Genomic DNA, 14,575 nt, shown 5'->3' with positions numbered 1-14,575 from the left:
GCGACCAGGACACCGAGCCGCCGAGTGCCCGAGCGTTCGGCGGCTCGGTGCCGCGCACGAGGCGTCCCGGCGCGGACAGCGCCGACAGCGGCGACAGCCGCGACAGCGCCGACGGTCAGCGTGCCGGTCGCACCCGCTCGCCGTCCGGTGCGCCGCCGGGGGCGGTGCGGTCCCCGGGGGCCAGTTCGTGAAGGCCCACGCCCGACGAGGCGCCGTTCGCCACGTTGACCACGTCCGTACCCGATCCCGGCCTGACCCCGCGGGCGAGGATCCCGGCGAACCCGTGGACGGAGGTGAACACTCCCCAGACGGTCCGCCAGGGCACCAGGTCGCCGGAGTCGTCGGGGAACAGCTCCTGGACCGGGCGGACGCGGCGCTGGAGGACGTACGGTCCGTCGACCGCGGCCTCGAGCGCGCCGCGCCAGCGCGCGTCGTCCACACCGTCGTCCCAGCCGAGGAGCACCCCCGCGCCACCGTGCTGGAAGACCGGCTTGAGCGCGAACTCGCCGCGGTGGGCGAGTGCGTGGTCCACGAGGTCGGCACGGGTGCCGTCGTCCAGGGTGACCTTCTCCCGGCGCACCGCCCTCGTCCAGGGCAGCAGGCGGTCGAGCGCGGCCAGCTCGTCGGCGTCGTACAGGGAGCGGTGCCGCTCGTCGGAGAGCATCGCGAGCGCGGCCTTGCTGGCGTACAGTTCCGCGTCCAGCGGTGTGAAGAGACGTACCCGGCCGTCGGCCGCCGCGTCGAGGACCGGGGCCATCAGCTCCGCCGCGTCCGGCGACTCCACGAGGTCCTCGCTGATGAAGATCCGCACGATCACGTCGACCTTGCGGCCGTGGAGCCGGACGTCCCGGTCGCCGACGTCGAGCTGACCGAAGTGGCCCGCCGTGGCGTCCACTCCGCGCTCCCGCAGCACCGCGCAGAACTCGTGGAGGAAGGGCGCCATCTGCGCGCGGTAGCTGCTCGGCCAGTCGATCACGGCGACGGCGGGGGCGTCGGCCCGCGTGAAGCCCGTCTCCGCGTACATGGTGTCGAGGAACGCCGAGATGGTGTCCTCGTGGCCCAGGCCGTGGCGGGCCGCGAAATCGGCGAGCAGCGGGTGCTCCAGCTGAGCGCGGGCGATGTCCACGATCGCCAGCCCGCCGAGGGAGCTGCCCATGTTCACCTCAAGGAGCCGGAAGCCGGACTCCTCGACGCTCAGGTCGAAGCGGGACAGCCGACTGACCGCGGCGCCTGGGGCGTCGGACGCGTCGGAGGCGCGCGCCACGGCGGCGACCTGCGGCTCGGCCAGCCCGGCGGCACGGGCGAAGGCGGCCACGTCACCGTCGAAGAGCCGCTGGGGAAGGCTGAGCAGAGCGGTGCGGAACAGTTCCAGATCGGCCATGAGGCGGGTCTTCTCGTCATGTCCCAGGAACAGCGGACGGGACAGGAAGTCGCTGCCGAACTGTGTGGTGACCAGCCTCGACTCGGCCTGGCGGCCCAGCAGTTCGGGCGCGGTCGCGCCCCGGGACCGTACGTCGGCGAGGTAGGCGGCGGTGAGGGTGGCGCGGTCCATCGGAATCTCCTTGGGTGGGTGCGGGGCGGCTCAGCGGGCGGACGGCGTGCGGGTCCGGCCGTCGAGCAGGGCCGCGAGCGAGCTGAGGTCGGGCTGGCGCAGCACCTCGGCGGCCCGGACGCGGACACCGAGGGTCTGTTCGATCGCGGCGAGCAGCCGGGCGGCGGCGAGGGACGTGCCGCCCGCGGCGACGAAGTTGTCGGCGGCCGTCAGCCCTGGGCGGTCGAGGAGCTTCCGGCAGGTGTCCAGGAGGAAGCGCTCGGTGCCGGAGCCGGAGCCGGAGCCGCGGGACGGCCGGCCGGGTTCCGGTTCGTCGCCGGGGACACCGCGCAGGGCGGCGGCGAGGCGCGCGGGGGCGGCGGTTCCGGTGGCGGCGTCGTGGCCGGCGGAGGCATCGGCAGGGTCGGGGTGCGGCTCGGACGCGAGGGCGGCGAGACGCCCCCGGTCCGTCTTGCCGTTGGCGTTCAGCGGGAAGTCCGCGACGAAGCGCACCTCGCCGGGGGCGGCCTGCGGCGGCAGCAGGTCGTGGGCCGCCCTGAGCACGGCGCCCGCGTCCTCGGCCGCTCCCGGCACCGTACGGACGAACGCGACGAGCCGCGTACCGCCGAAGGAGTCGGGCACCGGGACGACGACGGCCCGCCGGACCGCCGGCTGGGCCTCCAGGGCGCTCTCCACCTCGGCGGGCTCGACCCGCACCCCGCTGACCTTGACCTGGTCGTCGACGCGGCCGAGGAACTCCAGGGTGCCGTCGGGGCGCATCACCGCCTTGTCGCCGGTCCGGTACACGCGGGACACCCCCGGCGCCTCGTCGGGCGCGGGAACGAACCGCTCGGCGGTGCGCAGGGGGTCCAGGTAGCCGATGGCCAGGCCGGTGCCGCCGACGCGCAGTTCGCCCGGCAGACCCCGGGGCAGCACGCGCCCCGCGTCGTCGGTGACGAGGACGACGGCGCCGGCGACCGGACTCCCGATGGGGATCGGCCCCTCGCCGTCCGGCGACACGCGGTGGGCGGTGGTCACGACCGTGGCCTCGGCCGGCCCGTACATGTTGTGCACGGTGGCCGTGCAGTCCGGCTGCGGACGTACCCGCATCCGGTCGCCGCCGACGGAGACATGGCGTAGTGCCAGGCCCCGCGGCCAGTCTCCGGCGAAGGCGAGATCCGCGAGCGGTGTGGGGAGGATCGCGCTGGTGACGCCCGCGTCCCGCCACCACCGGAACAGTTCCGCCGTGGAGCCGGCCGTGTCCTCGGGGGCGACGCACAGGGCGGCCCCGGAACTCAGGGCGGACCACAGCTCCTTGAGGTGCGGATCGAAGGTGGTGCCGACGAAGAGGCTCACCCGGCTGTCCTGACCCAGTTCGTGCCGTGCGCAGTACCAGCGCACGACGTTGCCCAGGGCCTCGTCGCCCACCAGGACGATCTTGGGCCGGCCGGTGCTGCCCGAGGTCGTCACCGCGTACCGCGCGTCCGGGTGCCGGGCGGGGTCCGCGCCGTCCCCGTCACGGCCGTCGCCGGTGGGGCGCCGGTCGACGCGTACGGCGTCGGGCAGCGGCCGCGCCGGCCGCGCGGGCTCCCACCCGGCAGGCGGCGCGAGGTCCGCGTCGGTGACGACGAGACGGACGCCCGCCTCCGCCGTGAGCGCTTCGATCCGCCCCCGCCCGGCGTGCGCCCCGAGCGGGAGGTACACCGCTCCCGCTCTGGCCAGGCCGATGACCACCGCCACCAGATGCGCCGAGCGCTCCATCCGTACGCCCACGATCTCGCCGGGCACCACGAGTTCGCGCAGCGCCCGCGCCATGCGCTCGGCGGCGAGGTCCAGGGTGCGGAAGGTCCAGACGTCCTCGCCCTGGACGACCGCCGGTGCCTCCGGCCGCCGGGCGGCCTGGTCGGCGAACCACTCGACCGGGCCCGCCCCCCGCGCGGGGGCGGGCGGGGTGGCGTCGCCGTACGCGACGCTGAGCGTGAGCTCCCGAAGGGTCATGACCGTCCTCTGTTCGATCCGGTGAGCGGGGAGAGGGGGGTGGGGGTGTGCGGGGTGAGTGGGGTGTGCGGGGTGAGGGGGGTGAGCGGACCGGCCGGGTCGGCCTCGGGGACGAGGCGTTCGAGCGGGGTGTCCGGGGCGTCGAGGAAGGCGTCGAGGAGGGCCATCAGCCGGGTGTGCAGGCCGTCGATCGTCGAGGCGTCCCAGAGGTCGGCGGCGTAGTCCCAGACGAGGACCATGCCGGCCTCGCCCGTCGACGGGCCGACGGTGCGCCGGGCGTCCGGGATGAGGACCACGTCGAGGTCGAACCGGGACGTCCCGGTGTTGTGCCCCTCGTGGAGGGCGACCTCCACATCCAGGTCCCGGATCCGTGGGAGGGGGGCGTCGTGCGCGCTGAACATGACGCGGAACAGCGGGTTGTCGAGGCCGCCGGACGAGTGCACGCCCATCTCCCGGGCGAGGTCCTGGACGGGGACGTGCTGGTGGGGCAGTGAGCGGAGCAGGACGTCCGTGGTGTCCTCGACGGCGTCCCGCGCGCTGTCCCCTGGCCGCAGCCGCAGGCGCAGCGGGATGGTGTTGACGAACATGCCGACGGTCTCCTCGGTGCCCGGCGCCCGGTTCCCGACGGCGCTGCCGATCACCAGGTCGCCGCGGCCGCTGAGGCGGCGCAGCAGCTCGGCGAAGAGGGTGAACAGCACGCTGAACGGCGTGAGACCGTCGCGGCGGGCCACCGTGCGCAGCAGGGCGGCACGGTCGGGCGACACGGACAGCCGCAGTTGGGCGCCGTCCGGTGCCCTGCGCGCGCGGTCCGGATCGGCCCGGCCGGGCAGCGGCAGGTCGAAGCGCGCGTCACGCAGCGAGGACCGCCAGTACGCGAGCGCCTCCTCACGGTGGGCGGCACCGTCGCGAGCGGCACCGTCGCGAGCGGCACCGTCGCGGACGGTTTCGGCACGGACGTGGGCGGCGTACGAGCCCGGGGCCGGCAGGTCCGCCGGGATGCCTCGGGTCGCCTCCCGGTAGAGCGTGAACAGGTCGCGCAGCACCAGGCAGAACGACCATCCGTCGTGGACCAGGTGGTGCTCGGTCTGCAGCAGCCGGTGGTGGTCGGGACCCAGCCGGACCAGGGTCCAGCGCACCATCGGTGCCCGCGCGGTGTCGAACGGGTCGTCGTGCTGGCGCCGCCACAGCCGGTCGAACAGCGCCTCGGGGTCGTCGCCGCCGCTCAGGTCGACGGTCCGGTAGCGCGGCGCGCAGTCGGGGCTCACCCGCTGGCGCGGCGGGAAGGAGTCGGGGTCGAGTTCGAGCCGTAGCCCGTCGTGGCGTGCCAGTACCTCGGTCAGGCTCCGCCGCAGCGCGGGTTCGTCCAGGGGACCGCGCAGGTCGAGCGAGGCGGAGAAGTTGTAGGCGCGGCTGTCGGGGAACAGCTGCTCGTGCAGCCAGACGATCTCTTGGGAACGGGACAGGGCGAACATCCGTCGTGCCTTTCGGTGTCGGTGGCGGGTGCGCCGCACGGTCTCAACGCGTCGCCGTGGCCGGGCCGTCGATGACGGTGTCCCTGAGCAGGAAGTCCAGGTCACCGCCGTGCAGCCAGCGGGCGCTGGCCTCGCGGTACGGGTGGGCGGGCGTCGACCCGGCCGTCGCGTCGAGCTGTCGTCGCGCGTCCGCGACCCGGTGGAGGGCGTCGGCGCAGTACGTCTCGGCGAGCTGCTGGGCGGCGCCGGTCCCGCCGCCGTCGAGATGGGCGGCCCTGGCGAGGACGAGGGCCATGGTGAACAGCTCGGCGGAGATCCGGCTGAGCAGGATCAGCGTCCGTTCCCTGGCGTACAGCTCTTCGGGGTCGGGATGCTCCCGGGTGAGCCGGCGGCAGACACGGGCGAACGCCGCCGTCTCCTCCGTGATCCGCTGCCGGTGGCGGCGGTTGGCCGGCGAGAGCGGCAGCACGTCCCCGGTGTCCGGGGACTGGGCCGGCCTCTCGTCCCCGCCCGGCTCCGGGTCGGTGTCCAGCACCCGGTGCGGGTCCGCCGCCCGGTCCGTGCCAGGGTTCTCGTAGTGGGCGGCCAGGATGCGCCGCGCGGTCCAGTGGTCGACCATGAAGTCGACCCCGCCCATCACGCGCAGGGCCCTGGCGTCCCTGAACGCCCGCTCCACCGGCAGCGGCTGGGCGCCGCGGCGGGCTTTGCTGGCAGCCGTCTCGTACCCCTCGCCGCCGAGCAGGGACAGCGTCCGGTCGACGATGCGCCAGCTCGTCAGGGAGTTGATGTTCTTGGCGGCGGTCTCCTCGGGGTCGACGTCCAGGCCGGGACGCGTCTCCTGGGCGAGCAGGCACCAGTCGGTGACGCTCTCCATGGCGAAGACCTCGGCGAGGCTCGTCGCGATGAGACGCTGGATCTCCTCGTACTCGCCCAGCGGCAGTCCTGCGACGGTCCGGCGACGGACGAACTCGCGGATCCAGTGCAGGCACAACCGCCCGGTGGCCAGCGCGGGCGCGGAGACCGGATACATCCGCCCGCGTACGCTGATGCGGTGCAGCACCGGCTGGAGGCGCCATTCGCCGCCCCCGGCGGACTCCTCGACGGGGAACGTGCGGCTGTGCGGGACGAAGACCCGGTCGAACGCGAGCGCCGCGTTGGGCATGCCCTTCAGGCCGAGGTACTCGTGCCGGGAGACCACGGAGAACCCGGGGTCCCTGGTGTCGACGAAGAACAGCCGGATCCGGTCGCCGTCGGGCTCCTCGACCGTGGCCGACACCCGCAGCAGCCCGGCGACGGGACCGTTGCCGATGAAGATCTTGCGGCCGCTGATGAACCAGCCGGAACCGTCGTCGGCGGGCACGGCGACCGTCTTGCGGGTGCGGTTCAGCGCGCCCGTGGGCTCCGTGTCGGCGTCACCGGTGATCAGGCCCTCGGCCAGCAGGGCGGTCAGCTCGTCCTTGAGTTCGCCGTCCGGCAGCGCGGGCAGGTACGCGCCGGCGCCGAGCCCCAGATGGAGCGCCATGGAGGTGGCGGCCGCCGTCGACCAGCTGGCCACCGCCTGGATCAGCCGGAAGGCGTTGTACGCGCTGAGGCCGTGGCCGCCGTCGGCCTGCGGGTCCTGGAGACGGAACCAGCCGCGCTCCGCGCACCGCTCGTGGAAGCCGTCAGGAAGCCGTCCCTCGCGGTCGACGGTGAGCGGGTCGAGGTGCTCCCGCAGGAAGTCGGCCGCGTCGGCGACGACGGCGTCGCCGTGCTTCCGGTCGGCCTCGGACTGTTCGGGGAAGGGGTATACCAGGTCCCAGCGCAGTCGTCCCTGGTGGAGTTCGGACAGGAACCCCGCGGTGCCGCCGGGTCCGGTCCTTCGGGTGTGGTCAGCTGCCATCGTCGTTCTCCCTGCCGGATGGGTGCGGGAAGGTACGGGGGACGGGAACGGGAGCGGGGGCCGGGGCGGGCGCGGGGATGGTGGCGGGCGCGGGGGCTGCCGGGGCGGGCGCGGGGATGGTGGCGGGCGCGGGGGCTGCCGGGGCGGGGAGGGTGATCGCCCTGCGGATGACGTCGAGCGTGTCCGTACGCCGGTCCCGCAGGTAGAAGTGGCCGCCGGGCAGCAGTCGGACGTCGGTCGCGGCCTGTGTGTGGATACGCCACTGGGCCAGGTCGTCGGCGCTCATCCGGTCGTCGGTACCGCCGATGACCTGGAACGGGATGTCCAGGGGCGGACCCTGGCGGTGCCGGTAGGTCTCCACGACCGTGAAGTCGGCCCGGTGGGAGGACATCGTCAGCGCCAGGAGCTCGTCGTCGGCGGCGAGTTCGGCGGACAGCGATCCGTAGTGGCCCTGGATCGCCGCGAACAGCTCGCGGTCCCCCAGCCCGCGCAGCGGCGGCAGCGTGCGCGGCAGGTGCGGTGCTGGACAGGCGGACAGGATCAGCCGCCGCGGTCCGGTACGGCCCAGAGCGCGCAGGGCGCGGGCCGTCTCGTAGGCGAGCAGGGCGCCGAGGCTGTGCCCGAAGAAGACGAACGGGGGCTCGAAGACCGCCTCCTCGACCAGTTCCGCGACGAGGGAGGGGAGCGCGGTGTGGGACGGTTCGTCGATCCGGGCGCCCCGGCCCGGGAGCTGTACGCCCCAGAGTTCGGCCTCCGGGAGTTCGCCGTCCCAGCGCAGGAACTCCCCGATGTAGCCGCCGCTGTGCGGGAAGCAGTACATGCGCAGCGGGGCCGTCGGGCGCGGTGTCCGGTTGACCAGCCAGGGGGAAGCCGTCCGTGCGGAGGTGTCAGTCACCGCCGGCCCCCTGCCCGTCAGCGGCCCCCCGCTGGTCCGGGGTCCCCGGGGCGTCCGCGGGCTCCCGCGCGTCCGGCGATGTGGGTATCTCCCGCAGCGCGCGGACGGCGGACAGGAGGACCGGCAGCCCGGCGAGGACACTGCCCACACCGGCGATCCAGAGCATCGGCCGTACGCCGACGGTCTCGGCCAGCGCACCGCCGGCGAAGGTGCCGACGGGGATGGTGCCCCACACCACGAACCGCATCGTCGCGGTCATCCGGCCGCGCAGCTCGGCCGGTGTGACGGCCTGCCGCAGGCTGACCTGGTTGATGTTGAAGATGGCGGCGAACACTCCGGCCAGGGCCATGGAGACGCCCAGGACCGGGACGGCGGTCGCGCGGGTCGCGAGGGGCAGCAGAAGCAGACAGGCGCCGAGGAGCAGCGAGGAGGCCGCCAGCATGGGCCCCGTGCCCCAGCGTCTGGTCAGACGGCCGTTGACCGTGGCACCCAGCAGCACGCCGCCGTTGGCGAACGCGAGGGCGAGACCGAGAACGCCCGGTTCGAGCCCGAGGTCGCGGACGGCGAACAGCACCAGCACCGCCTGCACCATGCCGAACACGCCGAAGAGGTTGCCGAGTCCGGCGGTGAGGGCGAGGGGGCGCAGCAGGCGGTGTCCGAAGACGTAGCGCAGTCCCTCCCGTACCTCGGCGACGAGACCCGGCGCGTCCGGGCGGCGCTCGGGGCGCGGATCGTGCGCCTTGGTGCCGAGCAGCAGCAGGCCGGACACGGCGAACCCGATGGCGTTGGCGATCACGGCGACGGGTGCGGTGAGGAGCTGGATGAGGAACCCGCCGACGCTCGGACCCGCCAGCTGGCCGACCGTCTGCGACACCTGGAGCTTGGTGTTGCCTTCGATCAGCCGGTCCTCACCGATCAGGGCGGGGAGGTAGGCCTGGGCGGCGATGTCGAAGAAGACGGTGGCGACACCCACGACGAAGGCGACCGGGTAGAGCATCCACAGTTCCAGCACGCCGGTGAGCGCCAGCACGGGAAGGGCCAGCAGCACCCCGAAGCGCACCACGTCCGCGATCACCATGACGGGCCGGCGCGGGAGCCGGTCGACCCAGGCCCCGGCGGGCAGGCCGACCAGCAGGAACGGCAGGTACTGCACCGCGACCAGCACGCCCACCTCGAACGCTCCGGCGCCCAGCACCGCCACCGCCGCGAGCGGCAGTGCCAGCTCGGTCACCTGGGAGCCGAGCACGCTCACCGCCTGGGCGCCCCACAGTCTCCGGAACCCCTTGTGGCGCCACAGGGTCGGCGCTTGGGCCGCCGGTGCCGTGGCGGTCACTCCCCGCCCCCGTGCGCGTGGGCGGTCCGCAGGCTCAGCGGCCGCTGGTCGGTCCAGACCTGGGCGACCCGGTCGAGGCATCGCGCCCGGGTTCCCGAGGTGCCCTCGTGGGCCCAGCCGTCCGGCAGCGGTCTGTCGGCCGGCCAGACGGCGTACTGCTCCTCCGTGTTGCGGACGACGGCGTACCGCCGTCCCGTGTCCTCGGACACATCGTTCCCTTCGCTGAGGTCGATGGATGGTCGACGGTGGTGGATGGACGCTGGGTGTGGTTGGACGGTGAGTGGTGGGTTGGGACGGTGGGTGGTGGATGGACGGCGGCTCGCCGGGGACCGGTGCTTGACCGGGCATCACCGCCGCGCAGGGTGACGAGCGGTCAGCGGCCGTCGTGATCGCGTCGCCGCTCTTCGGCGACGAGGCGCGCGAGCCGTTCCGGCGTGGGCGCGGTGAAGACCTGCTTGACCGACAGCCGCACCCGCAGCGAGGTCTGGACGGCGGCGGCCAGCTGTACGGCGATCAGTGAATCGCCGCCCATCTCGAAGAAGTTGTCGCGGGCTCCGACGTCGTCCATGCCGAGCGCCCGCGCGAAGAGTTCCCGCAGGCGGACCAGCGTGTCGTCGTCGGCCGGCGACTCCGGTGCCGGATCCGCCGCCGACGCGGATGCCGACGCCGAGGCGCGCTCCGGTGCCGGTGCCGGTTCCGGTTGCGTGTCCGGCACGGGCGAGTGGCGCCGGCGGTCGAACGGGTACGTGGGCAGGGCGGCCTTGCGGGGCGCGTGGCCTTCGTGCAGCCGCCGCCAGTCCGGTTCCACACCCTCGGCCCAGAGCCTGCCGACCGCGTGCAGGACGGTACGCCGGGCCGGGGTGTCGTCCGCCGGGTGCGGCAGGCTCGGCAGCAGCACATGCTCGTCGGTCCTGGCGGGATGACGGCGGGCGAGGGTGGTGAGCGTACGTCCCGGGCCCACCTCCAGCAGGACCCGCCCCGGCGTGCCCAGCAGCGTGTTCAGGGCGTCGCCGAACCTGACCGCCCGGCGCATGTGCCCGGTCCAGAACCCGGTGGAGGCGACATCGGCCGGGGCCACCTCGGCGCCGGTGGTATCGCTGATCCACGGCACCCGCGGCGGGCGCGGCCGGGCCTGCGAGACGGCCTGCGCGTACTCCTCCAGGACGTCTTCGACCAGGGCGCTGTGCGCGCCGGCCTGGATGCGGAGGAGGCGGGCCTCGACACCCGCCGCCGTGAGCGTGCGCCGGAGCCGCTCGATCGCCGGGCGGGGTCCCGACGCCACGATCTGGTCGGGCCCGTTGACGGCGGCGATCTCCACTCCGTCGTCGAGCAGCCCGGTGACCCGGTGCTCGGGCAGGGCGACGGCCAGCATGGCTCCGTCCGGCAGGCCCTCCAGGAGCCGCCCGCGCACCGCCACCAGGCGGAGCGCGTCGGCCGGCGACAGGACTCCGGCGACGCAGGCGGCCGCGTACGCGCCGAGACTGTGACCGGCGACCGCGTCCGGGACGACGCCCCAGTGCCGCCACAGCCCGGCGAGGGCGTACTCGACCGCGAAGACGGCGGGCTGGGCGATGGACATCCGGCGCAGGGCGCTCTCGGCCGCGGCGTGTTCCCCGGCGTCGGCGGGGCGCAGCAGGGTGGTGAGGTCGAGGCCGATGAGGGGCCTGAGCAGTTCGGCGCACAGGTCGATCCGCTCCCGGTAGACGCGCTCGGTCGCGTACAGCTCCGCGCCCATGCCGACGTGCTGGCCGCCGTGTCCGGGGAAGAGGAACGCGACCGGCCGGCCGGGGACCGCTCGGTACACCCGGGCGGTCGGCCCGGTGAGCTCGTCGGCGGCCGTCGCGTGGTCCCCGGCGATGGCGAACTGCCGGTACGGGAAGGGCTTCCGGCCGGTCTGCAGGGTCCACGCCGCGTCGGCGAGCGGAACGTCGGTGCGCGGGCCGAGGCTTTCGGCGACGCGCCGGGCCGACGCCGTGGTCCGGTCCTCGCTCCTGGCCGACACGAGGATCAGCTGGTCCCCGGTGCCGGCGGGGCCGGGGGTGCGCGGCGCCGGTGCGGGCGGCTGCTCCAGCACGATGTGGGCGTTGGTCCCGCCGATGCCGAAGGAGCTGACGCCGGCCCGGCGCGGGTGCCGCCGGGGATTCCACTCGTACGACTCGGTGTTCACGACGAAGGGGCCGGTGCCGAACGCGATGCCGGGGTTGTCGGCGGTGTGGTGCAGGCTCGCCGGGATGAGGCCGTGCTGCACCGCGAGCACCGTCTTGATGAACCCGGCCACGCCCGCCGCCGCGTCCGCGTGCCCGATGTTGCTCTTCACCGATCCGATGCGGCACCAGCCGCGCCGGGACCCGTCCTCCGTACGGGACCCGTGATCCGTATGGGGGCCGTCCTCCGTGCCGAGGCCGTCCTCCGCACTGGCACCGTCCCGCGCACCGGGCCCCCGCTCCGCACCCGGGCCGCCGCCGGGGTTCCGGGTGAACGCCCGTATCAGCGCGGCGACCTCGATCGGGTCGCCGAGCGGCGTGCCCGTGCCGTGGGTCTCGACATAGCCGACGGTCGTGGGGTCGACGTCGGCGACCAGCTGCGCCGCCCTGATCGCCGCCGCCTGCCCGCTCACGCTGGGCGCGGTGTACCCGACCTTGTCCAGACCGTCGTTGTTGACGGCGCTGCCGCGCACCACGGCCCTGATGTGGTCGCCGTCGGCCAGGGCGTCGCCGAGTCGTTTGAGGACGACCACGCCGACGCCGTTCGCGGCGACGGTGCCCTGGGCACGCGCGTCGAACGGTCGGCAGTAGCCGTCCGGTGAGATCACTCCGCCCTCGGTGTACTCGCCCAGCCTCGGGGGCACATGGACGCTGACCCCGCCGGCGAGCGCCAGGTCGCACTCGCCCGCCAGCAGGGCCTGCGCGGCCACGTGGATGGCGACCAGGGAGGTCGAGCAGGCGGTCTGCACGGTGACGGCGGGACCCGTCAGGCCGAACCGGTGGGCGACCCGGGTCGTCAGCATGTCGATCCCGGTGGCGAGCCTCAGCTGCCACTCCCCCATCCCGGCGGTGGCCTCCGGGTGGGCGAGCAGGGTGGCGAGGTAGTCGGTCTGGCTGCTGCCCGCGTAGACGCCGACGACGTCGGGTCCGCCGGACGGCTGGTGCCCCGCGTCCTCCAGCGCGGTCCACGCGCACTCCATGAACACCCGGTGCTGCGGGTCGAGGGCGAGGGCCTCACCCGGCGAGTAGCCGAAGAAGGCGGCGTCGAAGGTGTCGGCCCCGGCGAGTTCGCCCAGGGCGGGCACGTAGGTACCGCCGGTCGCCGACTCCCTCTCCGGGTAGCGGGTCACGCAGTCGCGGCCCTTGCGCAGGTTGTCCCAGAACTCGTCGACGTCGGCGGCGCCGGGGAACCGGCAGGCCATGCCGACGACGGCCAGGTACGGTCCGTCCGGGTCGATCGCGGCCTCCAGCGCCGCGGCCGCGGTCATCGCGCACCGCCGTCCGAGGCGCGGCCGGCCCGGCGCGTCCGGCGCTGGGCCGTCTGCCGGATCGTGCTGTGTCGCCGTGCCGCCCGCCCGGCGGTGCCGTCCTCGTCCGCGCCCCCGCCCCCGGCCCCGGCCGTGTCCGTGCCGGCGTCGGCCGTGTCGGTGTCCGTGTCGGTGGCGGCCGTGTCGGTGTCGGTGCCGGTCGCCGTTTCGTCGGCGAGGAACGCCGCGAGCTTGCGGACGGTCGGATGGGCGAACAGGTCGACACCCGAGACGGTGCGTCCCAGTTCGGCCGAGAGGCGGCGCTGCACCTGGACCAGCAGCAGGGAGTGGCCGCCGAGTTCGAAGAAGGTGTCGTCCGGGCCGATCGGTCCCCGCCGCAGTACGTCGGCCCATACCCCGGCCACCAGGGCCTCCATCCCGGTCAGCCGCTCCACCGGGACGGCGGTGCCGGCGCCGGGTGGCGGGGTCGCCGACTCCAGTGCCTTGACGTCCACCTTGCCGCCCGGGGTCAACGGCAGCTCGGGCAGCGGCACATAGCGGTCCGGCACCATGGCGGCGGGCAGCAGCCGAGCCAGATGGGTGCGCAGCTCCGCGCCCGTCACGTCGTCGGCGACGACGTATCCGACGAGGCGGGCGTCCCCCGCGTCGTCCCGCACGGCCCGCACGTACGCCTGACGGACGGCCGGGTGCCGGCACAACGCGGCGCTCACCTCGCCCGGTTCGACCCGCTGTCCCCGGATCTTCAGCTGGGCGTCGCGGCGTCCGTGGAAGACGAGCGCCCCGTCGTCCGTACGCGTGACCAGGTCACCCGTGCGGTAGAGACGCGCGCCGGGGCGTCCGCCGAACGGGTCGGGCAGGAACCGCTCGGCGGTCAGCGCGGGCATGCCGTGGTACCCGCGCGCCAGCAGCGCGCCGCCGAGGTACAGCTCACCGGTGGTGCCGTCGGGGACGGGGTTCAGCTCGTCGTCGAGTACGTGGGCGGTGACGCCGGGCAGCGGGACGCCGATGGGAAGGGTCGCCCGCTCGGGGAGCCGCGACGGCGGGCATTCCTGTACGAGGGCGGTGATGGTGGTCTCGGTCAGCCCGTAGGCGTTGAGCACGGGGACGTCGCTCTGCCGCCACCAGGACGCCAGGGTGTGCGTGTGGCCCACGTCGCTGCCGATCACCAGCAGACGGAGCGACGCGGGCAGGGGGCGCGGCGCGGCGGCCAGGTCCAGCACCCACTGGTCCCAGTACGGCGTCGGCAGGTTGAGGACCGTCACCCCGGCCTCGGCGACGCACGCCTCCAGTTCGGCCGGTGACGGCATCCGCCCGCCTGGCACCACGACGGTTCCGCCGGACAGCAGGGTGGGGTAGACCTCCTCGGCGTACACGTCGAATCCCGGCCCCGCGAACTGCAGCACCCGGTCGGCCGGGGTCAGCCCGAACCGGGCGCCGACGACCCGGGCGTGATGGGCGAGCGCGCCGTGGGTGACGGTCACCAGCTTGGGTTCGCCGGTCGTCCCCGATGTGGGCATGAGGTACGCCTGGTCGTCCGGCCGGAGACGCGGGAACAGGTCCCGGCCGGGCTCCTGGCCGCTCGTGCCCTTCGGTGCGCTGTCCGGAGGGATCTGCCCGGGGCCCGTACCGATCACGAGGTGCGCCCCGGCCGCCGTCAGCAGCGTGTTCCGGCGGTGTGGCGGCAGCGCGGGGTCGAGGGGCAGGTAGGCGGCGCCCGATGTGAGGACCGCCAGCAGCGCGGTGACCAGGTCGGCGCCGCGCGGCAGTTCGACCGCGACCACACCGCCCGGCGCGGCTCCCCGCTCGGCGAGCACCCGCGCCAGCCGCTCGACCTCCGAGCCCAGTCGGGCGTAGGTCAGCCGGGTGTCGTCCGTGCGCAGTGCCGGCGCCTCCGGTGTGGCCGCCACCTGCCGTACGAACAGCTGGGGAACAACGAGAGCCTCTTCATCTTCATCCCGCATCCGGTCCTCCACGACTCCGTGGGCGGCGACG

At 74.5% G+C, this 14,575-nt stretch carries 9 protein-coding genes; all 9 read right to left on the bottom strand.

Annotation, left to right across the window (positions count from 1 at the left end):
- Positions 1–115 precede the first annotated feature (115 nt).
- Positions 116–1,552 (bottom strand): hypothetical protein, encoded by a 1,437-nt coding sequence (locus tag ACGF5U_RS20715; RefSeq protein WP_392711369.1) that lies wholly within the window; start codon positions 1,550–1,552, stop codon positions 116–118.
- Between the two features lie 30 nt (positions 1,553–1,582).
- Positions 1,583–3,529 (bottom strand): amino acid adenylation domain-containing protein, encoded by a 1,947-nt coding sequence (locus ACGF5U_RS20710; protein WP_392711367.1) that lies wholly within the window; start codon positions 3,527–3,529, stop codon positions 1,583–1,585.
- Positions 3,526–5,001: a condensation domain-containing protein gene (locus ACGF5U_RS20705; protein ID WP_392711366.1), complete on the bottom strand. Its 1,476-nt coding sequence runs from the start codon at positions 4,999–5,001 to the stop codon at positions 3,526–3,528. Before ACGF5U_RS20705 ends, ACGF5U_RS20710 begins: the two co-directional genes overlap by 4 nt.
- Before the next feature lie 43 nt (positions 5,002–5,044).
- Entirely contained in the window at positions 5,045–6,883 is a 1,839-nt protein-coding gene (locus tag ACGF5U_RS20700; RefSeq protein ID WP_392711365.1) for an acyl-CoA dehydrogenase family protein, read from the bottom strand.
- Entirely contained in the window at positions 6,873–7,778 is a 906-nt protein-coding gene (locus ACGF5U_RS20695; protein WP_392711363.1) for a thioesterase II family protein, read from the bottom strand. The genes ACGF5U_RS20700 and ACGF5U_RS20695 overlap by 11 nt, the downstream gene beginning before the upstream one ends.
- A complete protein-coding gene (locus tag ACGF5U_RS20690) occupies positions 7,771–9,111 on the bottom strand; it encodes an MFS transporter (protein WP_392711361.1) in 1,341 nt (446 codons plus the stop codon). The genes ACGF5U_RS20695 and ACGF5U_RS20690 overlap by 8 nt, the downstream gene beginning before the upstream one ends.
- A complete protein-coding gene (locus ACGF5U_RS20685) occupies positions 9,108–9,320 on the bottom strand; it encodes an MbtH family protein (protein ID WP_392711359.1) in 213 nt (70 codons plus the stop codon). The genes ACGF5U_RS20690 and ACGF5U_RS20685 overlap by 4 nt, the downstream gene beginning before the upstream one ends.
- A gap of 164 nt (positions 9,321–9,484) precedes the next feature.
- Complete coding sequence (locus ACGF5U_RS20680) at positions 9,485–12,583, bottom strand: type I polyketide synthase (protein WP_392711357.1); 3,099 nt, start codon at positions 12,581–12,583, stop codon at positions 9,485–9,487.
- Positions 12,580–14,544 carry an amino acid adenylation domain-containing protein gene (locus tag ACGF5U_RS20675; RefSeq protein WP_392711356.1) on the bottom strand — a complete coding sequence of 655 codons (1,965 nt, stop codon included), beginning with the start codon at positions 14,542–14,544 and terminating at the stop codon, positions 12,580–12,582. Before ACGF5U_RS20675 ends, ACGF5U_RS20680 begins: the two co-directional genes overlap by 4 nt.
- Between the last annotated feature and the right edge of the window lie 31 nt (positions 14,545–14,575).

Source organism: Streptomyces sp. NPDC047886 (assembly GCF_043204435.1).
In the GTDB taxonomy this organism is placed as follows: Bacteria; Actinomycetota; Actinomycetes; order Streptomycetales; family Streptomycetaceae; genus Streptomyces.
Note: the sequence above shows the minus strand (reverse complement) of the source record. Positions and strands in the feature narration are given on the sequence as shown.